The organism is Paracoccus sp. (in: a-proteobacteria) (assembly GCF_032007265.1).
Taxonomy (GTDB): domain Bacteria; phylum Pseudomonadota; class Alphaproteobacteria; order Rhodobacterales; family Rhodobacteraceae; genus Paracoccus.
On record NZ_DALZMB010000021.1, the window covers coordinates 19,152 to 43,484 of the forward strand.

The 24,333-nt window shown below is 59.8% G+C and carries 36 protein-coding genes; 8 read left to right on the forward strand and 28 right to left on the reverse strand.

What is annotated here, in order from left to right:
• Positions 1–432 (reverse strand): DUF6950 family protein, encoded by a 432-nt coding sequence (locus RTS12_RS06640; RefSeq protein ID WP_312526690.1) that lies wholly within the window; start codon positions 430–432, stop codon positions 1–3.
• Between the two features lie 100 nt (positions 433–532).
• On the opposite strand from RTS12_RS06640, the gene RTS12_RS06645 reads away from it, so the two are divergent.
• Positions 533–835 carry a hypothetical protein gene (locus RTS12_RS06645; RefSeq protein ID WP_312526692.1) on the forward strand — a complete coding sequence of 101 codons (303 nt, stop codon included), beginning with the start codon at positions 533–535 and terminating at the stop codon, positions 833–835.
• A 182-nt stretch (positions 836–1,017) separates the two neighbouring features.
• Here RTS12_RS06645 and RTS12_RS06650 read toward each other — a convergent pair whose 3' ends face one another.
• The 3 genes from RTS12_RS06650 to RTS12_RS06660 are packed head-to-tail and all read right to left on the reverse strand — an operon-like array spanning position 1,018 to position 4,719.
• Positions 1,018–1,638, reverse strand: a complete 621-nt coding sequence (locus tag RTS12_RS06650; protein WP_312526694.1) for a hypothetical protein — start codon at positions 1,636–1,638, stop codon at positions 1,018–1,020.
• Positions 1,635–2,270 (reverse strand): hypothetical protein, encoded by a 636-nt coding sequence (locus RTS12_RS06655; protein ID WP_312526696.1) that lies wholly within the window; start codon positions 2,268–2,270, stop codon positions 1,635–1,637. The genes RTS12_RS06650 and RTS12_RS06655 overlap by 4 nt, the downstream gene beginning before the upstream one ends.
• A gap of 1 nt (position 2,271) precedes the next feature.
• Positions 2,272–4,719: a phage tail length tape measure family protein gene (locus RTS12_RS06660; RefSeq protein WP_312526698.1), complete on the reverse strand. Its 2,448-nt coding sequence runs from the start codon at positions 4,717–4,719 to the stop codon at positions 2,272–2,274.
• Between RTS12_RS06660 and RTS12_RS06665 the strand changes: the two genes are divergently transcribed.
• Entirely contained in the window at positions 4,718–4,981 is a 264-nt protein-coding gene (locus tag RTS12_RS06665) for a hypothetical protein (protein ID WP_312526700.1), read from the forward strand. The genes RTS12_RS06660 and RTS12_RS06665 overlap by 2 nt on opposite strands.
• Positions 4,982–5,252: 271 nt before the next feature.
• Here RTS12_RS06665 and RTS12_RS06670 read toward each other — a convergent pair whose 3' ends face one another.
• From RTS12_RS06670 to RTS12_RS06735, 14 genes are all read right to left on the reverse strand, one after another.
• Positions 5,253–5,795: a hypothetical protein gene (locus RTS12_RS06670; RefSeq protein ID WP_312526702.1), complete on the reverse strand. Its 543-nt coding sequence runs from the start codon at positions 5,793–5,795 to the stop codon at positions 5,253–5,255.
• A 93-nt stretch (positions 5,796–5,888) separates the two neighbouring features.
• Positions 5,889–6,350 (reverse strand): hypothetical protein, encoded by a 462-nt coding sequence (locus tag RTS12_RS06675; RefSeq protein WP_312526704.1) that lies wholly within the window; start codon positions 6,348–6,350, stop codon positions 5,889–5,891.
• Between the two features lie 27 nt (positions 6,351–6,377).
• Positions 6,378–6,800 (reverse strand): phage tail terminator-like protein, encoded by a 423-nt coding sequence (locus tag RTS12_RS06680; RefSeq protein WP_312526706.1) that lies wholly within the window; start codon positions 6,798–6,800, stop codon positions 6,378–6,380.
• Positions 6,797–7,213 carry a hypothetical protein gene (locus RTS12_RS06685; RefSeq protein ID WP_312526708.1) on the reverse strand — a complete coding sequence of 139 codons (417 nt, stop codon included), beginning with the start codon at positions 7,211–7,213 and terminating at the stop codon, positions 6,797–6,799. The genes RTS12_RS06680 and RTS12_RS06685 overlap by 4 nt, the downstream gene beginning before the upstream one ends.
• A 4-nt stretch (positions 7,214–7,217) precedes the next feature.
• Entirely contained in the window at positions 7,218–8,291 is a 1,074-nt protein-coding gene (locus RTS12_RS06690) for a phage minor head protein (RefSeq protein ID WP_312526710.1), read from the reverse strand.
• A gap of 1 nt (position 8,292) precedes the next feature.
• Complete coding sequence (locus RTS12_RS06695; RefSeq protein WP_312526712.1) at positions 8,293–8,475, reverse strand: hypothetical protein; 183 nt, start codon at positions 8,473–8,475, stop codon at positions 8,293–8,295.
• A gap of 1 nt (position 8,476) precedes the next feature.
• Complete coding sequence (locus RTS12_RS06700; RefSeq protein ID WP_312526714.1) at positions 8,477–8,830, reverse strand: hypothetical protein; 354 nt, start codon at positions 8,828–8,830, stop codon at positions 8,477–8,479.
• A gap of 1 nt (position 8,831) precedes the next feature.
• Positions 8,832–9,242 carry a hypothetical protein gene (locus tag RTS12_RS06705; RefSeq protein WP_312526716.1) on the reverse strand — a complete coding sequence of 137 codons (411 nt, stop codon included), beginning with the start codon at positions 9,240–9,242 and terminating at the stop codon, positions 8,832–8,834.
• Positions 9,243–9,251: 9 nt separating this feature from the next.
• Positions 9,252–9,500 carry a hypothetical protein gene (locus RTS12_RS06710; RefSeq protein WP_312526718.1) on the reverse strand — a complete coding sequence of 83 codons (249 nt, stop codon included), beginning with the start codon at positions 9,498–9,500 and terminating at the stop codon, positions 9,252–9,254.
• Between the two features lie 55 nt (positions 9,501–9,555).
• Positions 9,556–10,569, reverse strand: coding sequence for a major capsid protein (locus RTS12_RS06715; protein WP_312526720.1), 1,014 nt, complete (start codon positions 10,567–10,569; stop codon positions 9,556–9,558).
• 14 nt (positions 10,570–10,583) lie between these two features.
• Positions 10,584–11,243: a hypothetical protein gene (locus RTS12_RS06720; protein WP_312526722.1), complete on the reverse strand. Its 660-nt coding sequence runs from the start codon at positions 11,241–11,243 to the stop codon at positions 10,584–10,586.
• Positions 11,244–11,266: 23 nt separating this feature from the next.
• Positions 11,267–12,661, reverse strand: a complete 1,395-nt coding sequence (locus RTS12_RS06725) for a DUF4055 domain-containing protein (RefSeq protein WP_312526724.1) — start codon at positions 12,659–12,661, stop codon at positions 11,267–11,269.
• Complete coding sequence (locus RTS12_RS06730; protein WP_312526725.1) at positions 12,661–13,911, reverse strand: PBSX family phage terminase large subunit; 1,251 nt, start codon at positions 13,909–13,911, stop codon at positions 12,661–12,663. The genes RTS12_RS06725 and RTS12_RS06730 overlap by 1 nt, the downstream gene beginning before the upstream one ends.
• Positions 13,862–14,395 (reverse strand): terminase small subunit, encoded by a 534-nt coding sequence (locus RTS12_RS06735; RefSeq protein ID WP_312526727.1) that lies wholly within the window; start codon positions 14,393–14,395, stop codon positions 13,862–13,864. Before RTS12_RS06735 ends, RTS12_RS06730 begins: the two co-directional genes overlap by 50 nt.
• 97 nt (positions 14,396–14,492) lie before the next feature.
• Between RTS12_RS06735 and RTS12_RS06740 the strand changes: the two genes are divergently transcribed.
• From RTS12_RS06740 to RTS12_RS06750, 3 genes are all read left to right on the forward strand, one after another.
• A complete protein-coding gene (locus RTS12_RS06740) occupies positions 14,493–14,945 on the forward strand; it encodes a TspO/MBR family protein (protein ID WP_312526729.1) in 453 nt (150 codons plus the stop codon).
• 171 nt (positions 14,946–15,116) lie between these two features.
• Positions 15,117–15,605, forward strand: coding sequence for a ferritin-like domain-containing protein (locus RTS12_RS06745; protein ID WP_312526731.1), 489 nt, complete (start codon positions 15,117–15,119; stop codon positions 15,603–15,605).
• Positions 15,606–15,839: 234 nt separating this feature from the next.
• On the forward strand, positions 15,840–16,535 hold the full coding sequence (locus RTS12_RS06750; protein WP_312526733.1) for a YoaK family protein: 696 nt from the start codon (positions 15,840–15,842) through the stop codon (positions 16,533–16,535).
• Between the two features lie 382 nt (positions 16,536–16,917).
• Here RTS12_RS06750 and RTS12_RS06755 read toward each other — a convergent pair whose 3' ends face one another.
• Together RTS12_RS06755 and RTS12_RS20785 are read right to left on the reverse strand one after the other, a co-directional pair.
• Positions 16,918–17,148 (reverse strand): hypothetical protein, encoded by a 231-nt coding sequence (locus RTS12_RS06755; protein WP_312526735.1) that lies wholly within the window; start codon positions 17,146–17,148, stop codon positions 16,918–16,920.
• Between the two features lie 186 nt (positions 17,149–17,334).
• Positions 17,335–17,544 carry a helix-turn-helix domain-containing protein gene (locus RTS12_RS20785; RefSeq protein WP_409455671.1) on the reverse strand — a complete coding sequence of 70 codons (210 nt, stop codon included), beginning with the start codon at positions 17,542–17,544 and terminating at the stop codon, positions 17,335–17,337.
• Between the two features lie 262 nt (positions 17,545–17,806).
• On the opposite strand from RTS12_RS20785, the gene RTS12_RS06760 reads away from it, so the two are divergent.
• Positions 17,807–17,965 carry a hypothetical protein gene (locus tag RTS12_RS06760; protein WP_312526737.1) on the forward strand — a complete coding sequence of 53 codons (159 nt, stop codon included), beginning with the start codon at positions 17,807–17,809 and terminating at the stop codon, positions 17,963–17,965.
• A 268-nt stretch (positions 17,966–18,233) separates the two neighbouring features.
• On the opposite strand, the gene RTS12_RS06765 is transcribed toward RTS12_RS06760, so the two are convergent.
• The 8 genes from RTS12_RS06765 to RTS12_RS06800 form a co-directional block, all read right to left on the reverse strand.
• Entirely contained in the window at positions 18,234–19,031 is a 798-nt protein-coding gene (locus RTS12_RS06765; protein ID WP_312526739.1) for an MgtC/SapB family protein, read from the reverse strand.
• Positions 19,028–19,606 carry a DUF3850 domain-containing protein gene (locus RTS12_RS06770; protein WP_312526741.1) on the reverse strand — a complete coding sequence of 193 codons (579 nt, stop codon included), beginning with the start codon at positions 19,604–19,606 and terminating at the stop codon, positions 19,028–19,030. The genes RTS12_RS06765 and RTS12_RS06770 overlap by 4 nt, the downstream gene beginning before the upstream one ends.
• Positions 19,588–20,331, reverse strand: coding sequence for a hypothetical protein (locus RTS12_RS06775; RefSeq protein ID WP_312526743.1), 744 nt, complete (start codon positions 20,329–20,331; stop codon positions 19,588–19,590). The genes RTS12_RS06770 and RTS12_RS06775 overlap by 19 nt, the downstream gene beginning before the upstream one ends.
• Positions 20,332–20,362: 31 nt before the next feature.
• Positions 20,363–20,794, reverse strand: coding sequence for a hypothetical protein (locus tag RTS12_RS06780; protein WP_312526745.1), 432 nt, complete (start codon positions 20,792–20,794; stop codon positions 20,363–20,365).
• Complete coding sequence (locus RTS12_RS06785) at positions 20,727–21,602, reverse strand: helix-turn-helix domain-containing protein (protein ID WP_312526747.1); 876 nt, start codon at positions 21,600–21,602, stop codon at positions 20,727–20,729. The genes RTS12_RS06780 and RTS12_RS06785 overlap by 68 nt, the downstream gene beginning before the upstream one ends.
• Positions 21,599–21,973 carry a hypothetical protein gene (locus tag RTS12_RS06790; protein WP_312526749.1) on the reverse strand — a complete coding sequence of 125 codons (375 nt, stop codon included), beginning with the start codon at positions 21,971–21,973 and terminating at the stop codon, positions 21,599–21,601. Before RTS12_RS06790 ends, RTS12_RS06785 begins: the two co-directional genes overlap by 4 nt.
• A 150-nt stretch (positions 21,974–22,123) precedes the next feature.
• Positions 22,124–22,543, reverse strand: a complete 420-nt coding sequence (locus RTS12_RS06795; protein WP_312526751.1) for a hypothetical protein — start codon at positions 22,541–22,543, stop codon at positions 22,124–22,126.
• 125 nt (positions 22,544–22,668) lie between these two features.
• Positions 22,669–22,875 (reverse strand): hypothetical protein, encoded by a 207-nt coding sequence (locus RTS12_RS06800; RefSeq protein ID WP_312526753.1) that lies wholly within the window; start codon positions 22,873–22,875, stop codon positions 22,669–22,671.
• Here RTS12_RS06800 and RTS12_RS06805 point away from each other — a divergent pair.
• Together RTS12_RS06805 and RTS12_RS06810 are read left to right on the forward strand one after the other, a co-directional pair.
• Positions 22,874–23,614: a S24 family peptidase gene (locus RTS12_RS06805; protein ID WP_312526756.1), complete on the forward strand. Its 741-nt coding sequence runs from the start codon at positions 22,874–22,876 to the stop codon at positions 23,612–23,614. The two genes, RTS12_RS06800 and RTS12_RS06805, sit on opposite strands and share 2 nt — an antisense overlap.
• The gene (locus RTS12_RS06810; RefSeq protein ID WP_312526758.1) at positions 23,614–23,841 is read left to right on the forward strand and encodes a hypothetical protein; all 228 of its coding nucleotides are present in this window, start codon (positions 23,614–23,616) and stop codon (positions 23,839–23,841) included. The genes RTS12_RS06805 and RTS12_RS06810 overlap by 1 nt, the downstream gene beginning before the upstream one ends.
• Positions 23,842–24,333: the final 492 nt, after the last annotated feature.

The following is a 24,333-nucleotide window of genomic DNA, read 5'->3' on the forward strand; positions in this document are numbered from 1 at the left end:
TTATCCGACCTTGAAGGCCCGCAGCATATCTTCGCGGGGCCTGCGGCCATGGCCGCTTTCCGTCATGACGATCAGGCCACTTGCGTCGACCACGCAAAGCGCCTCTTTCAGCGGTCCATCCGCCGCGATCACCCCGATATCGCCAATATCGGCATAGTCGGGATGCACCTCGGGCAGGAGCGAAGCCACAAGCCCTGACAGCGAAGAATACCCCGCCTTGTGCAGCGCTCTGCGCGCGCCGGAGGGCGTCAGGTATCGCCCACGCCATCGCGCGCCCAGATCGGCCCCCGTGAGCGCCGAGACGGCCCCAGCGGCTAGGCCAAGCGCGCAGTCATGCGATCCCCACGCGAAGGGGTCGCGGCGCTGGCGGTCCATCTCGGACGCGAAGCGCGCTTGCCAGTCTGGCAGGCGGGTTAGAGCATCCTTGCCCATGTTCTATCCTGTTGAAAACAAAAAGCGCCGGGACTCGACTTAAGCCCCGGCGCGTGCCCACCATCAGGCCACCACAACCAAAAATGATGGAGATTCGTTCATGTCGAACAAAGTAATATTTGAGAGCAACCCAGATCACGCGCCTGTCGCGCTGTGGGTCGTTTGGGAGGCCCTTGGTCGAGCCTTAGAAGAAATCGGAAAGCTGACCGGCAGCATTGAGCATGTGGCTTCTCTTCGCAATCAGTTGATAGCACCATTCCTGGGCGAACTTACCGAGCAGGAGACCGGACAAGGCATCATGCACCCCGAAATTGCGCGTCACCTCAAAAGCCTAGAACCAGCCGCAATTAACACTGGCATAGAAGCCGTGGATGCGGCCATCTCCCGGATTAAACAAGGTTAGCCTACAAAGATAACCCCGGAAGTAATCCTGAGCGCGCCAGACGGAAGGAGCTCCAATGTCGAGGTGCTTTCGGTGGTATCCGTTGTGCCACTCTGCGCCTCCGCCTGGAGCCTTTTTATGTGCAGACCTCGCTCAAATGAAGGGTCGTCTTCGCTTTTAGGGGTAAGATGATCCTTCATCGTCTATCCTTTCTTGTACCACTGGACTTTTCGTACCGCGATCGTGCTGGCGAACTTGCAAAAGAGGTCGCCAGCCTTGCGCCGCTTCTGGTGGGCGTCCGACGATTTCGCCGGATTGGTGGCCGTCAACATCGCCATCAGTTCGGACCGAACCGAGAGGGATATCCCACCTTCACCGCCTGCCGCTGGCGTACTGATTGGGCCGTCATCGACAATGCCGATCCATTGTACCTGTGGGGCGCTGACCAAGGCGCCGCCGGTCATGCTGGTCGCGTGGGTCTCACAGGCCGCCAATCGCAGATCTAGGCCGCGAATAAGTTCCTGCGCCGCGTCCGCGATCTGGCTGAGACCGACCGTGATCGGGTTATCAGTCAGGTCGCCAACATATTGCAGATCTGACACCGTCAGGCCGCAGCCCCCGATATAGGTTCGGGTCGCGGTACCAGATCCATCTGGCAGCGGGACGTTGACGGTGAAATCGTAATCGCCCGACCAGAAGCCCATCAAGACGGGCGCACCGGTCGTGCGGTCCTTGGCTGTAAACCACGCGAAATAGAGCGGCGCGATCCCAACTTCACGCGCCGCCTGAATCGCGGCTGTGAAGCCGCTATCGAAATATCTCATAGCTTTTGGACCATATTGAGGACGGCTCCGCTGGAGAGGCGTCCCGGCTGATCGCGGAAGGGTGCAAAGTTGCCTTGTGGCACGCGCACGCGGATCAGGGGGCGGTCGAGGACAACCGCCGCGCCCGTGGAGATCGGGAGGGGGAGGGGGGGGTCGACGGTGATTTGTCCCGTCGTGCCGCCCGCTGCCGCCGTCACGCTTTCGACGAACTGGCCGAAGTAATACCGGCCGGAGCTGTGAACGATGCTCAAGCGGTCGCCCGCTGTGACGCGATAGCTTGCACTCAGGCCGGTGATTGTCATTGAACGGCGATTTGCCGCGATTGTGCCGACCTTGGCCGCCGATCCGGGTGATTGGGTCGTTGCCGGACGGTATGAGCGATCATCGAACAGGAACGAGCCATTCGAACCAAGCGCGAAGATCTTGGCATTGATCTCGCGCGCCCCCCCCCAGCGCCTTGGCGAAAGGGGAAGATGGATCTGCCAGAGCGGGGTTGCAAGCTGCGCCGACCAATGTTGCCCACCGCCCGAGCCGGAATTTTCCTCGAACCGCGCAAGGTCAAAGGAGCATTCCGAAACGGGTGCGAGCAGGTTGGACAGAAAAGCGAGCGGGTAGGGTTCTGCGATCGCCATATCAGCGCCTCCGCGGGTTGACGCTGTATTGCTGGATGCGCCCCGGAATGGATGCGCTGACGGCTTGACCCATGCTCGCGGCTTCCTGCTGTGCGATCTTGCGCACCTGGAGGTTGCCGCTTTCGTCCATGCCGACTGTGACATGAACCGAGGTGGCGCCGCTTTGCCCTTTGGTGTGGTCCGTGACCGTTTCTTTCGGGTGCATCATTGCAAGAAAGCCGCCCTTGCCATCGAGCCCGCCCGATCGCGCGCCGTCACCGGTGTAGCCGCCGCCGTCAAACGAAAGCAGGTTGCCGATACCTTGCAGGAGACCAGATCCCCATGAGGTCTGGCCGAGCAAGCCCATCATGCCCTTGCTGAATTGGACCTTGGCGATTTCGGCGAGCAGGTTGGCCAGTGCTTCCTTGGCCGCGTCGGCCCCGTCAAGGATGCTGCCGAATAGATCCTTGAAAGCATTCTCGCCCCTTTCGGTGGCTGTGCGCAGGCGCTCCAGCTTTTCCTCGGCGTCGACATGGGCCTCGGCCAGCTCGGCCACCTTCCTTTTGAGGTCTGGTGTGATCTTGATCCCTGCTTTTTGCGCCGCGTTCAAAAGCTGCTGCTCTTCCTCGATCACGGCGAGCGCCCGTTTCCAATCACCGCCGGCGGCGGTGACTTTGGCGAGGGCGTCAGCCTGGGCGAGAAAGGCTGCGGTTTCGCGCTGATAATCAGCCACGTCGTCGCGCCATTTCTCGTCGGGGGTTTCTTTGCTGCGCCCGCTGCCGCGACCTTTGCGCCCGCCACCGCTCTTGGGCTTCTTGTTGGCTTCACGCTCTGCTTTGCGGGCTGCGTCTCGCGCGCCGTCAAGCTCGCCGTCAAGCTCAAGGCCACGCTCTGCAAGGGATCTCTCAGCGCTAATCACTTGACGCTCTATCCAGCTACCGGCGGCCATTTCGCGAGCATTGAATTCAGCCTCCATCTGTGCGCGCTGACGCTCTCTTGCCGCTTCTGCCACGCTCTTGCCCTGTTTGAGGGCGTTCAGCTCGACGAACTTGCTTGCGTTGGAGATCATGCCGCCGCCCATGGAAGCGAGGGCCGAGGCAATGGCGTTGATTTCAGCCCTGACCGCAGACATGGCGTCCGCCCAGCCATAAGTTTCATTCGCCGCAAGGGTGATATTCCCAGAGGCATCGACAGAAGCGATGCCGTTCGCCGCATCCCAGGCGCCCAAAAGTTCCTCTTTGAGCGATTCTGAGATGTCGCGTGTGGCCAAGGCTTCAACATAGCCCTCGCGCTCAGCTTGCACGCGGGCCTTGGCCACCAGAACGCTATCGGCTCCGAAAGAATTGGTAAGCCTGCGTAATTCTGCTTGCTGGTTTAATGTCGATATCTCGTCTTGGGCGGCTGTCATCGCTGCTTTTGAAGCTGCCATGGTTTCGGCCATGTATTTGCGAGCTTTGGCGCTTTTTGCGTTTGCTAGATCGCTTTCAGCCCTCTCGGTGTCCTTAACCAAAGCTAACACTTGACGTGCCGCACGCTCGGCGTCGACGATTGAGAAATAGTAATCGCGCTGCGCTGAGTTCATGGTTTCAACGGGGCCAACACTGGCGACGAGGATTTGACGCATGCGCTCAAGGATCTCGACGCGATCATTAAGTGTGCGATCCTCGCCAAGAGCTTTGGATAGCGCGGCCATGCTGTCGAGAGAGGGTCCAGCCAAGTTTAGGCCATTACCTAAATCTTCGCGTCGTGAGACGTTCAAGAACCCGCTTCCGTTATATTCTTGGCTAAGAGTTTTGGCGGCTGTTTTAGCAGCATCATTCGCGCGGCGAAGATCAGCTGCGGCTATGGCCGAGGCCATTTCGCGGATTTCGTCAGTAACTCCCCCATAGATTTCAGCAAGGCGCTTACCGCTATCCGCAAACATGTCCAGATTGTCTCGACTGCGCGAAATAGCGTCATTCAGGCTGTCCATTGCATCGCTGAATTTGACGGTGGCAGGCAACATTGCGGAAAGGGATTGGCTAAGTGCCGCCCCCATTGCAATCGACCCAATAGTGATCAGAGAAATCGGGTTCAACATCGCGACGAATGCGCCGCCAAGCGCTTTCACCGCGCCAACGCCACCGCCCATGGTGGTCAGAACCTGCGAAATCTGCGTGCCTTGCTGCATGGCGAGCTGAACCGGGCTTTGCCCCGCTGCCATCATCACCGCAATGTCGTTGAACTGCGAAACAAGGTTGCCCGTCTGCCCCGCAGCCGCGCCGATCGATTTTTCGGCCTTCCCCGCCGTATCGGCGGTCTTGTTGAAGTAAGCGGGCAGGGGGGAGAGGGCAGGGGCAATCTTGTTGAGATCGCCTTGAAGTTTGGTTGCGGCGGCGCCGCCTTTGCTTGCGAGGCTGTTTAGGGCGGTTTCGGCCTGCTTGACCGACGAAGTGTCCACGCCGAGCGAAAGAAGGGCTGCAAAATCCATGGGCAAAAGCCTTGCGATTGAGCCTCGCAACCTTCAAGGATGCCAAAAGCTCGGGGAGATTGAATTGAAAAGCAAATTTGTCGCCATCATCATCGGTGCTTGCGCGGTGGCCGGAGTGGCGTTCGCCATCACCAAGGACAGCGAACGCAATAAGCCGGCGGGCGCGCATAAAGCCGATGAGATCTATTTCGCCTGTCTCGATAAAACGATTACCGACAAGGAAACCTGCGACTTGGCGCGCAAGGCATTCGTCGGCGATTAATCGTCATCCCGTTGGAATGGTGGGATCGAAAACACGTCACGACCCTCCGAGAGGCCCACGGTATAGGCTACAGACATGTGCCGCGCCGTTTCATAATCCCATGGGGTCGACAGTCGCTTTGTCGCCCGCCCGAAGGCGAACAACTCGCGAAATGAGAGGGCCTGCCATCCCCCCATAGGGGCGGGATCCGCCCATCCGATAGCAGCCAATGCTTCGAGCAAATCGCGGCGTTCAAGGCTGGAATAATCAGGCAGATCCTCGCCGTTGGCGATTAGATCTTCGCCGCGCGTGAGCTTCCATTCTTCCGGCCGCGCGCGCTGCCAGCCGATTTGATGCGCGGCGGCGACAAGTCGGCTTCGGGCTTTCCCAGATACTGGCCGCGCGTGCCTGAGAATTGCAAAACCTGCTCGGCAAACGATTGCCCCTCACGACCCTTAAGCGGGCTGGAGGTGTTCAGGTTCAGGAACCAAGCCGCGTCACCGACGGTCGCGGGTCGGTCGCCGTTGTTCACGTTCTCAAAGCCCGCGACCAGCTTGCGCGCCGTAACACAAAGGCGCTCGTGATAGTCCGCCATCGTCGCTGCATCGTCGAGCTTGTCGAGCTTTGCCGCCTCGCGGAAAGCCTCTTGCGCGACATTGCCCTCGGTCCCGTAGACGTAGACGCGGCAGGGGTTAGAGCGTGGCAGTTCGTTGCCGTCGTCGTCGTGCTTCGGCCCGTCATCATTCCACATCAGCTCGCCCGTTGCGGGGTGTTTGATGTGCATGGGGCGGCCTTCATCGGCAGCCGTGCGGCTGTCAAAGTTGTTGAAATCCATCGTGTAACCTGTGCTTTCGGTTCTGGTTCATGGCGGGCGACGGGGGAACCAAGCCCGCCGCCCAAGCGCCGATGCCGTGGGCGGGCGCTATACTTACGGGGCGGGCGGGATCTTGGCTGCGCCGCGCACCTTCGCGTAGTTCGGAACGAACACGAAACTTTGGCCCTCGATCGATTTGGTGGACGCCTCATTATCCGTGAGCGAATGAATGATGCCCGTCCAGAAATCGGCAGTGGTGCCGTCGGGGTCCACGATTTGCAGAACGACTTCGGCTTCACCCTCGTTGGCGGTGTTCACATCGGTCTGACCAGGATCAGCCTCAATCTTCCGATAAGGGATGGTCGCCCCTGTGCCTTGGCGCGCCCCCTTGAGGGTCTTGGTGATGCCGCTTTCGAGATCTTCTGCAGGAATGGTTTCATGCGGAAAGCCGATTTGGCCTACCGAGATGACGCCCTTGATCTGCTTGTAAGTCAGTGCAGTATATCCTGCGATCGTTTGCGTGGCCGGCAGAGGAAGAGAAATGAAAACCCGCTTTTTGATGCTGGTCTGGCTCATGTCGGAATGCTCCGGTTAATCCCGCGATTAGCGGGTGGTTATTGAACTGATTTCGATGGGGACCGTCACGACAACGCGCCAATAAGCCCCGTCGGGGATGCCCTCGCGAATGTGCGGCGGTGACATAATCCCGATTACAGATAAATTAGTCATGATCTCGCGCCCCATCGGGAAAACGGCGGCAACGCGGTCGGCGAGGGTGTTTGCGTCATACTCCCCGATGCCGGATTTCGTGACGACGCCCACGATCAAGCTGCCGGAAACCGTTTCTCCCTCGGCATCGAGCGTGGGGTCGCTCGTTCCCGCCCTAATTACCGCAACCTCGAAATAAGGTAGGTTTCCGGGGGCTGACGGGTCAAATACCGGCCCATTCGCATAGGTCTTAACCGCGCCAGGTATGCGATCGACCTCAAGCCGCAATGCGGCGTGGGCTTCGTGAGTGTCTATCATCTCAATCTCGCGATGTTTTGCGCCACAAACTCGGGCCAGCGACTGGCCGCCGTTTGGACGAAATGGCGACCGGGCTGATTGTAGGTGCGCCCTCTCTTGTCCTCGCCTACAAACCCATATTCGAGACGGGCCGCATATCCTGCGGTCCACGCGAAGCGGGCGAAGTCTCCGGGTTGGAGTGCAGTGGTGGCAAGCAGGTAGCTATAGGCCCCCTTCCCGATTTCCGTCCCATTGAGCATCGACACCAGAGAGTTGCGCAAAAAACCTGTATCGACGGGCATTCGGCCACCATACGCTTCGGGGAGCTGCGCGGCTTCCAAAACGTCCTGAATGCTGGCCGCGAGAACGGCTTTGATTTGCTCAATCGCGAGGGATCCGAAGGCCTCAAGGTCTGCGGTGAAGCTCTTGACCATGCCGTCACCTCATCAGGTTGGATTTGATGCGGACATGCTGGAGGCAGCGGCAACGAATGGTGTTTTTAGCCGGGCTGCCGAGAGACACGTCGCCGGGGAAGAGCGCTTGTGTGCCATCTGGAAAGGTAAATGGCTGGTCGAGCCCGTGCACCTTCTGGCCGCGCATAGCGCGGTGATCATGCCTCACCCTACCGTCACCGGTATCGCTCCATTCTCGCTCGATCTGGTCGTCACGAACGCGCCCGCTATCGACAAGTTGGCGGAAGCCTTCCATCTGACCGGCCCGCAGTGAGGTCAGGGCCTCGTTTTCTGCGATCAGGTCGCCGCGGTATTTCTTCAACCGGTCCCGATAGCGAGTCACCATCCGCTGAATATCAGCCTCGGCAATTTGCTTGCCGCTGGTCATAGCCTCGCGGACGCGGGCATCAAAGCGGGCATCGCGCCGCTGGCGCCCCAGGTACAGGCTGCCTGGCGACGGCTTGCGCTGGCCGGTGATGGGATCGATTTCGCCCGGTAGGTGCGCGTTGCGCAGCTGGTCTTCAGCGTTCAGCGCCCATCGTGCCTGCTGGGTTGTAAGGCCAATAAAGCCCCCTTCCCGCTTGCCTGTGGCGTTGTTCATGCGCCCGACAATATCAAGCGCCGTCGTGCGTGGGTTGGTCCCGGCCTGCAGCTTGTCACGAAGGATCTCGCGGGCCATTTCGCGTTGCTGGTCGATGATTTCGACGATCAGCCTAGACGACTGGTCCCGCAGCCACCTTTCAGCCCGGACGGCGCGCCCGTCGAACCCGAGAACGAACTTGTCGCCGCTGAACGGGTCTTTGAGCTTAAGCCCGGACAGCACGAGGTTCCCGCCGTCGAGATAAGCGCCGCGCGTGGCCTCGTTGAGCGGGCTGAAAAAGCCCTGCTCGATCCGCAGCGCCTCGATTGCTTCCTCGACGTTGCCCGCTTCGAGCGCCGCAATCAGGCGGTTCATCTGGGCGGCACTGGTGATCTGGTCGATGGCTTCGAGAAAGGCGTTGCGGATCTCGGGTTCGAGGCGGTCGACAAGGGCTTGGATATCGCGGGGAAGGCGTGCCATGTCAGGCCTCTGGCTTTTCGTCCGTGATGCGCGCGGTCAGGTTGACGGTATAGCCGCCCGCTGGCGTGACGGCGGATGCTTCGAAACCGCAGATCCCGCCAAGCTCATCCCCATTCGACAGGATGATGCGGCAGTCCTTGCCGGCCTGCCCTATTTCGACTTTCGCGATTGTGATTTTTGCCATGTCAGGCCCTCAGAATGAGATCGAAATAGAGCGCCTCGCCGCCCGGCGCGTAAGGCTCGGCACGGCGGATCTCGTAGACCGTGGCCCCGATTTCGACATGCTCCCCGACTGCCGGGACGACGCCCTCGGCCGCCATGATTTCGCGGCGGTCTGTCATCTGAATGCGGGTGCCGTCGACCATGCCGAGGCTGATGCTATCGCCCATGAGCTTGACGGGAATGCGCACCACCGATCCGGGGCGCTGGTCGTGTGAAGGTCCGACCGGCGAGCCAGGGCGCAAGAGCGTGGCGCGGTGGCCAACGTCGCCGAGCGCGCCCGTGACTTCGGCGGCGATCTGGATCCAGTCTTCGGCCATGTCACGCCCTCAACAGAAACGTGGTGTTGCTGGACCGCGTGAGCGGCCCTAGCAGCCCCTCCACAGCAGCGATGCGCGGGATATAGCTATCCGCCCCGCCCGCGCCCTTGACGCGCTCCCATTGGAGCTTGCCAGCGGCCACAAGCACCTTGTCGGTGGATGGGGTCGAGACTGGCGACAGGCTGCCAGGCGCGCGCTGCTCGATGACTGCGGCTTCGATGATTGCCCATTTGACCGGATCGGGCACGCTGTCGGCGTCGAATTGCACGGTCCAGCGGGCATTGAAGCGGGCTGCGATGTGTCTCTGCCCGCGAAGCAGGTCGGTTTCGTGCAGCACCACAGCCACACCGGCCGCGCCGAGATAGTCCGAGGCTTCCATCGCGGTCACGGCGAGGACGGTGTAGCTGAGCATGGCGGCCCCTTACTCGTTAGCCGTGACGGCGGCGATCAGCTCTTCGCGCAGAATGGCGACCGTCTTCGCCTCGGTCTGTGCGGGATCGGCGCCGAGGCCGATATGTGCAGCGACGAGATTGGCCTTTTTCATCTTCTCGATGGCCTCGACGGTCAGCTCGGCATCGCCAGCGGGCATCGCGGGCTCAGCGTCGCCCATCGCTTCTGCGAAGGTCTTTTTCTGGACGTAATTGTCACGCTTGGGGGAGTGATTAGCCACGATTGGCCCTCCTGCTTTGGGGTGAGGGGCGGAGCTATGAGCCCCGCCCATTTTGTCAGGGCGCTGCGACGGTGAGGAACGCGATCGGAACCTGCTTGCGGCTTGCCACCCGCTCCCAGTTCGTCGCGTTCGCAAGGTCGGTCCAGCCCGCGCCGCGCGCCACGGTCTCGGTGCCGTTGCCGGTGATCGAGGTGCTGGTGAAGCTGTAGCCGAGCGGGTGCACGATCATGTTGCGGCGGGTCCACAGCGTTTCAGCGCCGCCACCGTTGCCGCGCGAGGGCTCGCGCTCGTATTCCAGCGGCACCTTGGGATCGGCCATGCCATAGGCAAAAGCGCCTTGCCCGATCAGCGCTACAACAGGCTGGCTGTTCAGCGTCATGGCGGTGTCGTTCACGATCACGGGCATCCCGTTCAGCGTGCGCGTCATCAGCGAGCGTTCGGCATCGAAATTCGCCTGCGCCAGCTTTTCCTTGAGGAAGATGCCGAAGGCGGCCGAGTTCATGACATAGCCGCCGATGCCGCCAAAGGCGTCGCCCATGGTCATCTGTGCGTCGATCAGGCCCTCGAAGGTGATGCCGGTCGCATTGGCGGCCTGATGCACCATGCCGTTGCTCTCGGCCACAGCGTCATTGAGGAGACCGCGAAGGGTGGCCACGATGCGAAGCTCGGCTTCCTGGCGCCAGTAGGTATCGAGGCGCGAGGCAACGCGGCTCAATGGGTCTTTGCCGGTCAGCTCTGTCACCATATCCATCGAGCCGAAGCCCTCGTTCAGGTGACAGTTGCGAGCCTTCATACTGCCGGTGCCGATCGCACGTGGCACAGCAATGTCTTGGTACTGATCATTGCTGTAGTTCGGTTCGATCGTGGCGTCGATCGGAAGCCAGAACGGCAGATCGACAATGCCGGTGCCGGACTGCGCCAGCTCGGCGATAATCGGGTTCGAGACGATCAGGCCGCTCTCGAAGAACGGCGTTTTCGTGACGGGGTCGGTGTCCATATAGGACTGAACGACCTCGTAAGCGGCTTCGCGATCGGTGGCGAAGACGTCATTCAGGGTAGTGTGAGCCATAGTGTCCTCTTGGCTTACTCGCCGCGGGCGGCGGATTTCAATTTGCCCTCTCGGGCGAGTGCGAGCCGTTCTGCGTCACCCATGTCGGCCACAGCCTTCGGGCCGGTTTTGTCGCTGCCTTTGGAGCCACCACCCGAAGCAGGGGACACGAATGCCTTTCCCTCGGCCGCGGCGAAGCGCTTGACGTGATCCATGATGGAGAGCGGACCCATGTCGGTTTCGACAATCGCGGCATCGCCGTTCATCTTGACGCCAGGAGCCAGCATCGCAGTCACAGCCTTGATGTAAGCGGGCTCGGTGATGCCGGCTGCCTGCAGCGCATCCTGCACCTGGCGGTCGCGCGTGACGCCGGTCAGTTTGCCCTCTGCGGCTTCGGCCTTGCCCTTCCACTCGTCGCGCTCTGCTTCAAGATCCTGCCGGAGCTTGAGAAGCGCAGCCTCGTCGGGCTTGTCCTTGAGGGCTGCGGCGAGATCATCCTTGGCCTTTTTGGCTTCGGTGCGGGCTTCCGCTTCCTTCCCCTTCACGCGCTCATAGGCGCTTTTCAGGTTGGCGACTTCGGGGTGGCTGTCGACGCCTTCGAGATCGAGGACGAATTTCCCGTCCGCTTCGGTGTAGAGGGCTTTCACAGCATCATCGATGCCGTCGAGGGTATCCAGAACGGTCTTGAGAGCCATCGGCTCGGTCCTTTCGGTAGGGGTTATTGGGCATCGCCCTGATTGCTGGAGCCGTCGGCCCCGTCATTTTCATCGTCCCCATCGAGCCCTTCCCGCCTGTCGCGGTCCTTCTCGATGAGGGCGTATTCTTCGGCGTCGTCGCGCTCGGGGCTGGCAATGCCGCCCTTTTGCAGCGCTGCGTAGAATGTGCCGTAGCTGATCCCGCCCTCAAGCCAGACGCGCATGAGCGCTTCGGCATCTGCTGGCGTCATGGTGCTATCGAGCAGGGTATCGGGCACGGGCACGGTAATGTCGTCGCCTTCCAGCCCCTTGAGCGCCGCGACGAACCGCAGGCCCTTTTCGAGCAGCGCGCAGCCGGAGCGCACGATGCTGGCGAGGGTGGCCGTTTCCGACTGGTAACGCAGCTTGCGGGCTTCGCCGCTCTCCTGCGACCGCTCGGACTGGTCCAGCAGCTTTGCGCCCGCCTGCACGGCCGCCTCGCGCACGTCCTTGATCTTTGCCTGATGCGCTTCGATGCCGGAGCAGGACGGGCTGACATATTTCATGTCGCCAGTCTTTTCGTCGCCGGTGTTGATCACATGGCAAGCCCCTGCCCCGACGAAACTTGGCGCTTCGCCGTTGATGACCAGGAGCGTTTCCTGCCCGCTCATGAACAGCTGATGCCGTTCGTCGGCGTCGAGCTGGTAGATAGCCTTCGCCGCGCGGGCCACGCCGATCAAGGGCGGGGTGCGAATGTCGGGTTTCAGATCGACGGCAGAGGCGACCGCGAACGGGATGAAATCCAGCGCCTTTTGGCCCAAGGCTGACGGAGCTGCAGCACCTGCGAGCGCGGGCGTTTCGCCTTCGTGGATCTCCTGCACATAGCGACCATCTTGCAAGCTGAGAACGCGGAAGCGGGTGCGGTTCTCCCAATCAAAGCCTTTGCGAACGGGACCGCTCTCATCGAGGACATAGAAATCCTTGTCCCAGTTGATCAGGCTCTCGCCGCAATAGGCCGCAAGGTAGGGCTCGCCGCCGCCCTCGGGCGCATCGGCAAGGACTGCGTGGCGGCCCATCACCAGCAGCTCGCGCGTGATCTGGCGGTGGAACTCCTCGAGCGGCATCCCGTCGCCGTCGGCATCTTCCCAGAGGTAGGACAGCGCGTCGGGCAGCTCGATGGCGATTTCCTTGCCGTGCGCGATCCCGGACATACCAGAAACGGTCGGGGCAAGGATCTCCGGGAAGGTCGCACGGCCCATATAATCCGCATAGGCCTTTGCCCCGCCATCCTCTTGCTGCCGAAAGCCGGAAGGCATGGGCAGGTAGATTTCCTTGCGGCCCTTGACCGCTCCTTCCCCGTCCATCGCATCGCGGGTCAGCTGCCAATCCTCGGCGCGCGCGGCGGTGTATTGCGGATGCCGCGTTGAAACGCCGGTCATTATATCAACCCTCGAACGATGGTGGTTTTGCTTTGCGTTCTGCCCTTGATGAGCGGGGCGAGCGCATACCGCACCGCATCGACGGCGTGGTTGTTGGCGTCCTCAAGCGCAGGCAGGATATCGCCCGCGCTGTTGGTCTTATGGCTGTAGAGCCGGAAGTCGCTGATGCTGCCCTTGCAGCGCGGATGGATCACGATCTCGCGGAAGCCGCGCATGAACCTGACGCCCTCGATCACGCTGTTCGGCCACTTCTTGACCGGCTCCATACGTGGCAGGCCGTTGCGGCGGGCGTAACTGATCGTTTTCGGCTCGGCGCTGTCGGCCCGCGATGTGTAATCCGCGAAATCCGCGATGCGCTGGTTGATGAAGCGAGCCATGTCGTCGATCTCGACGTTCTGGCCGTATGCCTCTTGCTCGATCCAGATCCGCTCCTCATGCACCCAGACCTTGACCGCTGCCAGCGGGTCGGGCCGGAAGCCGAAGTCAACTCCGAGATACGGCCCGTCCCATCCGGGGCCAGGCGTGAAGTCCTCGACCCGCAGCTTGCCGTTGAAGACCTGCTTCTCGCTGTTGACGAGATAGGCTCCTTCCCAGACATGAGCATAGGTGGCCGGATCAAGGCGCTCCTGCTCACGAGCCCGCAGCTTTTGCAGGCCGGGAGGGAAGAACGGGTTATCGTTCCAGTTGACCTCGGCGATCAACGCGTTGTTCGGGACGTGCCGACGGAAACGCTTATCGACAGGGCTTTCCTCGTCGCGCGGGTTCCAGATCGGCCAAAGCTCTGATCTCGGCTGACGGAAAACCGTAGCCTCCAAGGCCAGCCAGCTATCCTCCGGAACGTCCTCGGCCTCCTCGACAATCGTCAGGTCGATCTTTGCCAGCGACTTGATGGACTGCGTGTTGCGGCGCAGGCCCCGGAAGATGAACTCCGTCCCGTTCGCCCCGCGCAGGTAGTCGCGGCCAACCTCATAGGCGGCCTCAAGCCACGGCTCGGAGGCAATCGCTGCCTTCAATTCGGCATGAAAGCTCTCGGCGATGCTGGCCTGAAACTCGCGCGCGCAGAGGACGCGGATCGGTTCGGCATAGCCCCAGATCGCGGCCATCTTCGCGGCGCTGAATGATTTGGCTGATCCTCGTCCGCCATAGCTGGCGCGGTATTGGATGCGCTGGCCATTCGGAAGGATTGCGCCGCGCGGCTTGCTATAGAGCCTCGCCAGTTTCGGCGGCAGCTTGATCGTCGCCGTCGTCATCTGTTGCAGCCTCGATAATGATCCGGGTCGGCTGTGATTTCAGCGAGCCGTCGCTATTCGTCAGATCCAGCTTGTCACTGAAAGCCCGCACATCGACATGCTTGCCGACCAGCTCCAGCGCCTTCGTGGCCCCAGCAGCATTGAAGACGAACAGAGGCCGCCCTTCCTTGTCGTGGATCTGCTCGCCGTAGCGATCGGTGAACGGCTCGACCTCCTGCATGCAACGCTCGTGGATCTTAACCGCTTGGGCCAGCACATAGTCGGCAGTGATCTTGGTCCGCTCGGCCCGCGCCGCGAATGCCTCGGTCACAGCCACCTGAACGTGCGGCAAGCCCAGCATTTCATGGGCATAGGTGCCGGCGCTCTTGGGGCTGTATCCCGCGCGGATCGCTGCATTGGTCGCACTGAGGTCGACCATGTACTCCTGCACGAACAGTGCCTGCTTGGCGGTCAGGTCGCGCAGGCCGGTTGGTTTCTTCGCCATGCGAGGGCCTCTATTGGCACAGTGCTGAGATCTGAGGACCTTTTTGTCAGCCGATCAGTTGAAAAGAATAAACATCGATCGCCTAGGGGAGAACTTTATGTCTCGCGGGAACTATTTGATTTTATCTATTATTTTTGTTGTCGGCATGGGCCTGCTGATTGGATATCTGAACGTCCCAGGCGAATGGTATGCTGGCCTGAATAAGCCATGGTTTAATCCGCCCAACTGGCTCTTCGCGCCTGTCTGGACAATCCTCTATGTGCTGATTGCAGTTGTCGGCTGGCGGATATGGTTCATCACTGAAAGGTCCGATCTGAAGGCGCTTTGGGTCGTACAGATGGCTCTTAATTTTCTGTGGTCACCAGCTTTCTTCGGTGCGCAGCGGCCCGCACTAGGGCTGGTCGTCATTCTGCCTTTGCTGGCAGTGATCATTCTTTTCATAGCACGAGTTCGGAAGGTGGATCCGCCTTCGGCATCGATGTTTCTGCCCTATGCAGCATGGGTTGCGTTCGCGTCCCTACTCAATGGTGCGATTGTGTTCCTCAACTAAGGAGGCTCTGGTGATTTCGGAGGGGGCCGCGCCGATTGGATCGGGGCCACGCCCTCCCCGCCCAAGGAAGCGGGCGGATGGAGTAGGAGTCGGTCTCTGGGAACTCGCGCTAGCTCGGTCACGTTGAGAACGCGACTACGCTGAGGGACATCAAACAGGAAGGAATCCGAAATGAAGACCCTTAATGACGTTTTTGAACATACTCTCCAAGACATCTACTGGGCTGAGAATGCATTAACCAAAGCACTTCCGAAGGTATCAAAATCGGTGGGTAGTGCCGAGCTTAAGGCAGCTATCGATGAACATCTGAAGGAAACAAAGGGTCATGTGAAAACCCTGGAAGCCGTGTTCAAATCCTTAGGGCAAGAAGCTCGTGGAGAGAAATGCGATGCGATGGATGGTCTTTTGAAAGAAGCCGACGGCATTATTTCAGAGGCGTCAGGGCACGCCTTGGATGTTGCCGTGATCGGGGCGGCTCAGGCGGTCGAACATTACGAAATTGCTCGCTATGGCACCTTACGCGAATGGGCCAAGACGCTCGGATATGAAGAAGCGCACACTTTACTGTCGTCGATTTTGGACGAGGAAAAGGCTGCTAACTCAAAGCTGACTGCCCTTGCAGTTACAGCTATCAATGAAGCTGGCTCTAAGAAGAAGTGATATCCTGAAACGCAAAGCGCCCGGGACGATCTTTCGTCCGGGCGCACCTATCGCTCATGCAATAGTGCAAGTTTTCGCTCTGCATGTCAACCGAGCATGCCAACCGCGCACCCCTGAACCTACGAGGATTGATCTTAATCTCGTGCCTCGCTTAGCTAGTTTTGCCTCCACTGTCTTTACGTTCCTCTCGAGCGTGACCTAGCATGGCTGCAAAACGATCAGGAAGGCGGCGCGATGTTGATCCGGGTGGGCGACGAACGCACCAAGACGATAGATCTGGCGTTAGCGGGAATCATGTCATCGGTTGCCGGGGCGCTGAATGCCGTGGGCTTTCTTGTCGCTGGATCCTTCACAGCTAATATGACTGGAAATGTCTCGGCATTTGCCGATCATCTCGCCGATGGCCAGCTGACCTTGGCCCTCTCGTTTTTGGGACTGCTCGGCGCGTTCATCTCGGGAGCATTTCTGGCTGGGCTGGCGGTGCAGCACGCAGAAAAACGCCGCTTGCGCTCTATCTACGGCCTTCTCGTCATCGTTGAGGCCGTGCTGCTAGTTGCGATTGCTCTCACCATCCCACCCCGCCCCTATGCCGCGCAGGAGGTCGCACTCGTCTTTGGCCTGAGCTTCATTATGGGCTTGCAGAATGCGACCACCACATTGATCTCGCGGGCCCGCGTGCGCACCACCCATGTTTCGGGCATGGCGACGGATATCGGGATCGAACTTGCCACCTTGATCGGTGATCCAGCAGCCCAACAAGAGGCCCGGCCCAAACTCAAACTTCACAGCCTGACTCTGTTTTGCTTTGCGGGGGGCGGAGTTGTTGGTGCCGTCCTATTTGGGCTGATTGGTCAGGGGCTGTTTCTGATAACCTCCGGACTGCTCCTGCTGATCGCGTTGCCCGAACTGATCCGTGCCCATCGACCCTGACGGCACGCGAGATCGTATCACGGCAGAGGAATGGCCAGTAGTCGATATTGAGGCCATCATCACGAGACTTCATGAAGAGGATCGCAAGACGGCAGCGTTGGCGGCCAGCCCACGGGACAGAGAAAGTTGACCGGGAGCTGAGTTGACGCAACCTCAATACCGCACCCGGTCACGCTCGTAGGCTAGGGAACCTGAAGCGGGGCTTCTATGGCAAGTGCGGTCGGAAATGTGAAGGCGGATTTGGCTGACCTTCCCGTGCAGACAGCGTGCCCGGGAAGGTCAGAATGCCGGATCGTTACTCAATGAACTCGGTAAAACAGAAACTAAAGACTACACCTTCCGTCTACTGCACAAGGATAGCCTCTGTCATCTGTCGAAAAGGTTATAGGTAACTCTGCCTATCATCCGATGAGTCTATTCCATCGAAGATCAATGTCGCTTGATCATTCATGGCGTCGTATGGAGCGATGACGCGATAAGCGGCGGCTGAGATGGCAAGAGGCTCCGCCAGCTCGAGCGCAGTTTTCAGTTCGTGAATGGCCTTAGAGAGCTGCTTAAAATTTTCGTAGAACTTTTCTTTCTCAGTGGTTTTGATGATGATTGAGCTCGTCATGATTTCACCTCGTTCGCGCGTGGGCTGTCTCATTGACAAAAAGCACAACCATAAACAACCAGGCTTGAGAATATACAGTTGATGTTAGTCTCTGGTCCGTTTGCCGCGCTCCCGGTCCGCCGCCCGCCCATAGGCGAAGTCGATATGCTCCTCGACCCTGTCCCGCCCACTATGGCGCGGCGGATCTCAGCGGAAGAAGTATTCGATATCCGTATGCAGTAAGTCTGCTATGTCGCCCAATGTTGATGCTGAGACGCGCGTCTGAGCGCATTCATACTTTTGGACTTGTTGGTATGTGACGCCTATGTGCTTGGCTACGTCCTGTTGCGTCAGGCCTAGTTCCCGACGGCGGTGCCGGATAGCCTCTCCAATTTTGATGTCTCGTGGATGCGTCATGGCTGACTTTGTCCCGTAAGCTTTTTGCTATGAAACTGAGTGTGGCCGGTTTGGTCAAGATTTTCAGAAGGCCTGTGCCGGTCAGTGAGGCAAAGGGGGATACGAACAGTGATGGGCGACCGTCGTCTAGAGTAGTTTTCTTTCGTTTAACAACATAGCGGTGGATGATAGTTGCCCAAACTTCCTAGGTTAAACCCGTGTGAGCCCCTATATTTCATAGTATCCGTGGCGTATCCCGCCGTGGAGATATGGAGGGCGCCAAATGAGCCCCAACGATAAGCAAAGCCAGAAAACCGACCAAAATCCTGTCAAGCAGCAAGAGCAGGAACAGGATAAAAGCCCACGTCAAGCCGATGACCCTGGGAAAGGCAAGCAGCATCAAGCTGATGCAGATAAAAGCAAAAGCGACCAACGGACCTAAGCTCTGGATTGCTAAGGGTTCACTTCTGGCGACGGCCCATAACCGTTGCCGCGCTTTCTGGGCGAAGTTGCGCGGACAAAGCTGAGTCCCGCCGGGCTACAGCTGGCACCGCCATTAAATAGTAGCCTAGAGACAAAGCGGCAGGCCTCATGTCCTGCCGCTTTGTGATTCATGGAGATCCATCCATCTTTGTAGGACGTCTGCGACCGTAGGGGTCCGCCCCGCTTACCGCTCTCCCTCCCCAGCAAGGGCGCGCAGAAGGATGATCTTACCTGATGGAAGAGGAATCGTCCTTTGTCGGAGTGATTTTGAATGACGTTATCATAGGCTCATTAGCGAGATCTAACGCGATTTTCGGTATGTCCAAGTGACCACTCTCCGCTGCCGCAAGCAAGTTGTAGCACCACCTTGTACCATCGCGGTCATAGGAAATCGCAGGTGCGCCAACCTTCAGTTGTCGCTTGCTCAGCAGCTTCTCTATTGCTGCAAGGTCAAGCTGGCTTGTCGGGGACATTTCGATCTTGATGCTAAGTTCTGGGCGCAAAGGCGATAAATTTCTTGCGACCCGTAAAGCTAAAAGCACGACAAAAGCGATGATGGTACTGATTGCGGCGAGTTCGAGTAGACCGGTACCGAAGGTGATGCCGATGGCCGCTGTCAACCAAAGCGAAGCTGCCGTGGTGAGACCTTGGACTGACACTCCTTCGCGAAAAATGACTCCCGCTCCCAGGAAACCGATCCCGGTAAGAATTGCATGTGGCATACGTGACATGTCGGAAACGATCTGCGTGCCGTCGGGCAAAAACGCCGTCCATTCACCCATACGCAGCGCCGCCAGTGTCATGAGTGCAGAAGCAAAACAAACCAGCACGTGGGTTCTGAGGCCAGCAGGTTTGCCCTGAAACTCTCTTTCCGCCCCGATCAAGCTGCCTGCGAGGACGCTGCCGATCAGTGGTAGCATGATGTCAGGATGATGAAGGGTGTTCATTATGGTCGCGAGACTAATCATCGTCAGGGCTTCCTTCGTAGGACTCAACCAAACTGCTTCGGCAGGTGGTTGGTTCAACGGTCATGCGCCTTGTTCCGCTCGGCCTCTGCCTTCTCGGCGCGGGCTTGCATCTGGGCTACCCCGGCGACTTTGCCCTCACGGTAGGCGTGCCCCTCGGTGCCCAGCTCTTGCAATCGCGCCCGCAGCCGCTCGATCTCGGCTTGCAGCGCGGTCAGTTCGGACACCGCTGCGAACACGTCCTCATGTTCGTCCCAGTCCGGGTGCGCATGGCGATCCATGTCTCGACCGAGCTTCTGCAACCTATCCACCAGCCCCGCGACCTCGGCAGGCGCAGAGGGGGCCGCGAGATCGGCGCGGTAAGACAGAACGCAAAGGCCGTCAGGCAGGCCATAGCCGCGCTGGATATGGCTGATGATGCGATCCGTCTCCCTACCGTCAGCGCAGGCTAGGTGAACGTAATCGCCGACAGTAAAGCCGCGATCATCGTTCCTGACCTCGCAGGTCTTATTTCCGCTCAGAAGATCGCTCATCGGCTGCGCGTCGATCTTTAGGCGATGCAGCTCCGGCGCTGCCTGATCGGGCGGGACGTGTTGACGGTCTCCCGCATGGGGCGTCACTTGGCTGGTAGCCATGGCGTGATCCTCCTGTGATCCGCTTTGCTTAGGGCTGGACGGGGACTGCAATCCCACGGTGAAAATGTAGGCAGCTCGTCGGTGATCTGAATCGCCAGCGCGCGCGACAAATGGGCTTGCAGGTAAATCAAGGCTGTGACCCAAGCCTGATAGTTGGCTCGGGCAGCGTTGATGCTGGCGGCGGTCCCGGTGTAGGTCACGCGGCAGTAACGGCCTCGCCGCTCCTGCCGGGTGCGCCACCTGTCGCGCCAGACCCACGGGCTGCCGTCGGTTCGAACCGCGCCCATGAGGAACAGGCCATCCCCGGAGGGTTCCCCGTCGCAATCGCACATCTCGAACCCTTCAAACGGTACGCAGGCCATGCGAACGCCCTGCCCCCAGTCAGGCGCCTTGCGTGCGCGGGCCAGATCGACGATCTGGATTGCCATGCGGCGACCGCCAAACTGATCCGGCAGCTGTTCGACAAACGAGGCTATAACCTGGGCATCATGGGCGGGCGGATTGGACCCGCCGCCCTGAACCATGGTGCCGAGGATCTTCATTTGCGCGGCGCGCCAAAGAGGATCGATCCCGACACGCTCGAACTCGCTGGCTCCGAACTTGTCGAAATCGATGCCAGCGCACTCGTTTGCGAACGCCCAAGTCAACGCCTGCTCGATGTTCAAGCGCTCGGGGGCGCGGTACGGCACGCGCCGACCCTTGTTGATGGGGCGATGAAAGGTCATGATCTGTCCTCGTTTCGTGTTTTTTCGTGGTTCAGGCGGTGGGCTGGATGCTGTCGATCGTCTTGACGGCGAGCGGGTCGCGAATGCCGACTTCGGCAAGGATCGCCCTGCGGGCTTCGTCCGACATGCGGGGTCGCGGGGCTTCTACCGGAGGCGCGATGGCAGCCTTGACCGCGTTGGCGTTACGTTTGCCCCATCCTTCTTTCAGGATTGCGAGAATGTGCCCGGGGTTCGGTTTGCGGTTGGGTTGGTCCTCGCGGTGCTTGCGAAGCGCCCACCGGACTTGCTCGACCGTCCAGCCTTCCATTTCGTCACACCAGTCAGCGAGGACCATGGCACGGGTCCGGTCGGCCATGTCGTCACGCCAGTAGCCATGCAGAACCGTCTCGATGACCTCAGAAAGCTGGGCCCGATGGTGAGCGAGCTGTTGCGGCTGCAATGATGATACGTCGATGGCGGTCATCGGCGGCAGCTTGGCGGCGGTCACTGGCAATTGGGCGTTCATGGCGTGGTCCTTCGATTTCGGTGGGCTGGAGCGGTGGGGCTTGAAGCTCGGCGGCTGTTCGCTGCATGGCTGGGGTGAAGTACCGGAAGGACTTGGGCGGCCCGTCCCTCTTTCCCGCGATGGTTTCGGTCAGCACAGCGATGATGGTGGGGCGATCCAGCTTGAGGCTGTCCTCCCACTGCGCTGCGGTAGCCATGTCGGCGACGGAGCCGATGAAGCGAGACGGCCCGACAATCCCGTCTGGACCGACGCCCATCGCTTGGAGCATCTGCTCACGCCAGGTCGGATCGGTCTCGCGTGCGCACGCGCTACCACCACCACCAATGTTCAAGGATGGTTCTAAGGATGGTTTGGGTCTCACAGTGAGACGGGTACCGGTCTCATGGTGAGACGGGTCGGGTCTCACGCTGATACCGGTCTCATGGTGAGACGGGTCTCTCTGTGAGACGGGTATCACTTTGGCACTCGTCTTTTTCCACTCGGGCAGTGCCGCGATGGCGTCCATATTGAGGTCATAGATTACCGTATGGCCATTGAGGCATGGACGCTGCCCGACCTCTTTGATCAGCCCGCGCTCGACGAGCTGATCGATGGCGCGGAACACTGTTGCGCGGCTTAGCTCGGTCTCTGAAACGATAGTGGCCTTTGCACAGAACACGCCTTCGCCCCCGTCGCTGGCCTTGTCGGCCATGTTGACGAGAACTGCCTTCTGCGCGGCGCTGCCGACGATCCGGCTGCAAACGAGGGTGACGACCTTGTGGCTCACGCCGCGACCTCCATCAGGACGATCACGGCGCCGTTCTTGCACCGCTCGCCGCGCTCGGGGGCCTGCAACCGGAACCGGCTGTCATCGATGCGCAGAACGGCTGCGAGAGCATCCCGCGCGCCTTTCATGGCCGCGACGGCGTTGTCGTCGTCGAAGCTGGAGACGTTGCTGGGCGGGCAGAAAACATAGGTGAGGTCGATCAGCGCGCCATCAGGCACGCGAATGCGGTGCATGCCCTTCTCTTGCGCGAGATAGGTGACGAGCTTCTTTTGCGCAGCGGTTTTCTTGTACTTCTTGCGCCAGTGCAGTCGGCTGTTCCCCGATAGCTCGGAGGTCTTCGCCCAAGGCAAAGTCAGTTGCGGCAAGATCATGCGAGTGCCCTCGCCTGCGGCGCGCGGCGGGACAGATCGCGCAGGAAGTCATCGGAAATCCGTGCCAGCAGATCAGGAATTGTGATGCGGAAAACGGTCATTGCGTCCCTCGGGTTGGCCGTTCGGCCTAGGTTTTCGGATTGGAGGCGGCTATTCGGCTTCGCGATCGAGGACGGCGGTCACCACGTCGAGCGCGTCCCGCATGTCAGAGGTTTCTTTGCGCGCCTCGTCGATCGATCCCTTGCCAGTCGCAAACTTGGCGATGGCGCCGAAGGCCTCGCCGGCTTCTTCCATGAGGCTCGCCGCAGCGCTCATCATGCTCTCGCCTTTCCCCGCTTCTGGCAGGATGCGGTTGCGGTAACGGCTGACACTGTGGCACTCGACGGCATCCTCAAGCGCCCAGATGTGTGCCAAGGGCCATTCGAGGTCGCCGGCCTGGCGCTTCGAAAGCGTGCCCTTGTGGACCTCTTTCCCGAATTTCTCGCTGAGATAGGCGGCCGCCGCGTCCAGCCCGCCGTGGGCTTCGAGGACGTTCTTCATCAGGCTGGTGATGATTTTGGTATCAGTCATGTGGATCCTGCGGAAACGGCGTTTCCTGTTCCTGCCTGCCTCTTCGTGCGACCTGTTGGTCGTGGGTAACGTGTGCAGACGGTGTGGATGGTTTGATGGTTGATAGGTGTCGGCCGGGCTGGCAGTTAAGCGCTCGCCCGTGCGGGGTGGTTGCTTGCGGTATCGATGTAGCTGCGGATCTTGTCGGCGGTGCGCATGGTCGGGCTGGCAATGCCGGCCTTCCACTTGCCCCACATCCACCAAGGAGCTCCGACGGCGTCCCTCAGCAGTCGCTGTGGAGACACTCCGCTTTTTTTCGAGTAGGCTTCAATTTCGATGATGAACTGTTCCATGTCTAAAACGATAGGGTATAAATACCCCTTGAGGCAAGGGTTAATTTACGCCATTCGCAGTACTGATGGTCAGGGTATATTCACCCTTATGGACCAGACATTTAAAGCTGCACTTGACCACGCACTTGTAGAGACAGGCCGATCTCTGAAGAGCATCGCTGATGCCGCAGGGGTGTCCTATGAGCAGCTGAAGAACCTCAAGCAGGGCAAGGCTCAACGCACAAATGTGGACGATGCCATGAAGGTGGCAGCGGCATTTGGCGTCTCCCTCGAAGACTTCTATCGCGGCAAACTCGATCCGGCAGACCGTCATCCGGTCGCCGTCGCGGGTACAGTTGGCGCTGGCGCTAAAGTACCCCTGACTGACGCTTACGCTAAAGGCGATGGCCTATACCATGTCGCAGCGCCCGAGATGCTGATGAAACGGGGCGCGCGTAAGGGCATCGTGGCCGTCGAGGTAGAGGGCGACAGCATGGCCCCAATGTATCAGCCAGGCGATGTGCTGTTCTATGCGCGGCACACGCATGAAGGCATACCGGACGAAGACATTGGCCGCCCATGCGTCGTTGAAGATGCTGACGGCATGGTTTGGGTTAAACAGGTGAAGCGCGGCACAGAGCCGGGACTGTTCCACCTGATCAGCCTCAACCCCGCTGCCGAGACCCGCCACAACGTGCGGATCAAATGGGCGGCGCGCGTGATGCTGGCACTTCCAGCCGAGATGGTGGAGCGGATCTGATGAACCTCCCCGAAGCCCCCGACCAATGGTCAGCCGCGACCCGCGTCATTCTCGGACTGCTCCATCTGCAAACGACGCAGCCGGGATCGATCGATATCGAGGAGCTGCCTGCGCTCATCCAGATGGCCGCCGACGAGCGCGAGAAGCATGGCGATTTCGGCGCTGCGCGGTTGTTGGAAGCCTGGGCTGAGAAGCTGGAGCGGCCAGCGGCGGAATGGGATGATTGAGGTGTCAAAGCCATCTGATCAAGCGGCAATTGAGGCCTTCCTGCTTGAGTTCCTGCTGAACCCCCCGCAGCATGCCCCAGGGCGATGGCACGACTTGGCAAGACACTATGAGGCAAGCGCGCATGCCGTACACCCTGCGGTGGCTAAGGTCCTTCTGGTTGCGGCAGGGCTTATCAGGAACAGTTGATGTCGTCCGACTGATTCCAGCGCGCCTCACTCAGCTATTGAGGGTAAATTCATATCAAATAGTAAATCCGCGCCTGCCAGATGGATATCGCAGGCGCGACGAGCGTTGTGAAAAGGTCAATTAGAAGGCCTTCCATGCACCGCATATTATGAGGCTTACGCCACGGAAACCTTTTGAGGTGCAAACCAGCTATGCATGAAGGGATGCTCTCCGAGATTATTCGGAAGAGTGCTCCTGACTAAATTTAGTCCTTAATTTTCCACTTTTAGACGATGCTGGCAAACAGCGTCGCTATGGCTAGCAGC

Bases quoted from the DNA above. Each gene is read 5' to 3' on its own strand.
- RTS12_RS06640 (WP_312526690.1), bottom strand. From the start codon at position 432: ATGGGCAAGGATGCTCTAACCCGCCTGCCAGACTGGCAAGCGCGCTTC.
- RTS12_RS06645 (WP_312526692.1), top strand. From the start codon at position 533: ATGTCGAACAAAGTAATATTTGAGAGCAACCCAGATCACGCGCCTGTC.
- RTS12_RS06650 (WP_312526694.1), bottom strand. From the start codon at position 1,638: ATGAGATATTTCGATAGCGGCTTCACAGCCGCGATTCAGGCGGCGCGT.
- RTS12_RS06655 (WP_312526696.1), bottom strand. From the start codon at position 2,270: ATGGCGATCGCAGAACCCTACCCGCTCGCTTTTCTGTCCAACCTGCTC.
- RTS12_RS06665 (WP_312526700.1), top strand. From the start codon at position 4,718: ATGGGCAAAAGCCTTGCGATTGAGCCTCGCAACCTTCAAGGATGCCAA.
- RTS12_RS06660 (WP_312526698.1), bottom strand. From the start codon at position 4,719: ATGGATTTTGCAGCCCTTCTTTCGCTCGGCGTGGACACTTCGTCGGTC.
- RTS12_RS06670 (WP_312526702.1), bottom strand. From the start codon at position 5,795: ATGGATTTCAACAACTTTGACAGCCGCACGGCTGCCGATGAAGGCCGC.
- RTS12_RS06675 (WP_312526704.1), bottom strand. From the start codon at position 6,350: ATGAGCCAGACCAGCATCAAAAAGCGGGTTTTCATTTCTCTTCCTCTG.
- RTS12_RS06680 (WP_312526706.1), bottom strand. From the start codon at position 6,800: ATGATAGACACTCACGAAGCCCACGCCGCATTGCGGCTTGAGGTCGAT.
- RTS12_RS06685 (WP_312526708.1), bottom strand. From the start codon at position 7,213: ATGGTCAAGAGCTTCACCGCAGACCTTGAGGCCTTCGGATCCCTCGCG.
- RTS12_RS06690 (WP_312526710.1), bottom strand. From the start codon at position 8,291: ATGGCACGCCTTCCCCGCGATATCCAAGCCCTTGTCGACCGCCTCGAA.
- RTS12_RS06695 (WP_312526712.1), bottom strand. From the start codon at position 8,475: ATGGCAAAAATCACAATCGCGAAAGTCGAAATAGGGCAGGCCGGCAAG.
- RTS12_RS06700 (WP_312526714.1), bottom strand. From the start codon at position 8,830: ATGGCCGAAGACTGGATCCAGATCGCCGCCGAAGTCACGGGCGCGCTC.
- RTS12_RS06705 (WP_312526716.1), bottom strand. From the start codon at position 9,242: ATGCTCAGCTACACCGTCCTCGCCGTGACCGCGATGGAAGCCTCGGAC.
- RTS12_RS06715 (WP_312526720.1), bottom strand. From the start codon at position 10,569: ATGGCTCACACTACCCTGAATGACGTCTTCGCCACCGATCGCGAAGCC.
- RTS12_RS06720 (WP_312526722.1), bottom strand. From the start codon at position 11,243: ATGGCTCTCAAGACCGTTCTGGATACCCTCGACGGCATCGATGATGCT.
- RTS12_RS06725 (WP_312526724.1), bottom strand. From the start codon at position 12,661: ATGACCGGCGTTTCAACGCGGCATCCGCAATACACCGCCGCGCGCGCC.
- RTS12_RS06730 (WP_312526725.1), bottom strand. From the start codon at position 13,911: ATGACGACGGCGACGATCAAGCTGCCGCCGAAACTGGCGAGGCTCTAT.
- RTS12_RS06735 (WP_312526727.1), bottom strand. From the start codon at position 14,395: ATGGCGAAGAAACCAACCGGCCTGCGCGACCTGACCGCCAAGCAGGCA.
- RTS12_RS06740 (WP_312526729.1), top strand. From the start codon at position 14,493: ATGTCTCGCGGGAACTATTTGATTTTATCTATTATTTTTGTTGTCGGC.
- RTS12_RS06745 (WP_312526731.1), top strand. From the start codon at position 15,117: ATGAAGACCCTTAATGACGTTTTTGAACATACTCTCCAAGACATCTAC.
- RTS12_RS06750 (WP_312526733.1), top strand. From the start codon at position 15,840: ATGTTGATCCGGGTGGGCGACGAACGCACCAAGACGATAGATCTGGCG.
- RTS12_RS06755 (WP_312526735.1), bottom strand. From the start codon at position 17,148: ATGACGAGCTCAATCATCATCAAAACCACTGAGAAAGAAAAGTTCTAC.
- RTS12_RS20785 (WP_409455671.1), bottom strand. From the start codon at position 17,544: ATGACGCATCCACGAGACATCAAAATTGGAGAGGCTATCCGGCACCGC.
- RTS12_RS06760 (WP_312526737.1), top strand. From the start codon at position 17,807: ATGAGCCCCAACGATAAGCAAAGCCAGAAAACCGACCAAAATCCTGTC.
- RTS12_RS06770 (WP_312526741.1), bottom strand. From the start codon at position 19,606: ATGGCTACCAGCCAAGTGACGCCCCATGCGGGAGACCGTCAACACGTC.
- RTS12_RS06775 (WP_312526743.1), bottom strand. From the start codon at position 20,331: ATGACCTTTCATCGCCCCATCAACAAGGGTCGGCGCGTGCCGTACCGC.
- RTS12_RS06780 (WP_312526745.1), bottom strand. From the start codon at position 20,794: ATGACCGCCATCGACGTATCATCATTGCAGCCGCAACAGCTCGCTCAC.
- RTS12_RS06790 (WP_312526749.1), bottom strand. From the start codon at position 21,973: ATGATCTTGCCGCAACTGACTTTGCCTTGGGCGAAGACCTCCGAGCTA.
- RTS12_RS06795 (WP_312526751.1), bottom strand. From the start codon at position 22,543: ATGACTGATACCAAAATCATCACCAGCCTGATGAAGAACGTCCTCGAA.
- RTS12_RS06805 (WP_312526756.1), top strand. From the start codon at position 22,874: ATGTCTAAAACGATAGGGTATAAATACCCCTTGAGGCAAGGGTTAATT.
- RTS12_RS06800 (WP_312526753.1), bottom strand. From the start codon at position 22,875: ATGGAACAGTTCATCATCGAAATTGAAGCCTACTCGAAAAAAAGCGGA.
- RTS12_RS06810 (WP_312526758.1), top strand. From the start codon at position 23,614: ATGAACCTCCCCGAAGCCCCCGACCAATGGTCAGCCGCGACCCGCGTC.